A 303-nucleotide genomic window follows, 5' to 3' on the forward strand; every position below is an offset into this window, starting at 1 on the left:
TCATTCGCGAGAAGTCCGCCGGCCGCGCGCTGTCGACCTCGCTGTTCTCGCGCTGGGTGGCTTGAATGAACGCACATGACGGCGCCCGCCCGGTCGGGCAGGTCAAGGAAGTCACCAGCCTTGCCAATCCGCTGGTCAAGGACATCAAGGCGCTCGCCTTGAAGAAATTCCGCGACCAGCAGAACGCCTTCATGGCCGAAGGGCTGAAGCTGGTCATCGACGCGCTGGACCTCGGCTGGTCGATCAAGACCCTGGTCTTCGCCAAGGCCGGACGCGGCAACGCGGCCGTCGAGAAGGTCGCCG

The 303-nt window shown here is 65.0% G+C and carries 1 pseudogene; it reads left to right on the forward strand.

Annotated features, from left to right (window positions below):
- Positions 1-65: 65 nt before the first annotated feature.
- Positions 66-303: pseudogene (locus EN846_RS34400) on the forward strand (RNA methyltransferase); the annotation flags it as partial.

Origin of the sequence: Mesorhizobium sp. M4B.F.Ca.ET.203.01.1.1 (genome assembly GCF_004791025.1) — a bacterium.
GTDB classification, from domain to species: Bacteria; Pseudomonadota; Alphaproteobacteria; order Rhizobiales; family Rhizobiaceae; genus Mesorhizobium; species Mesorhizobium abyssinicae.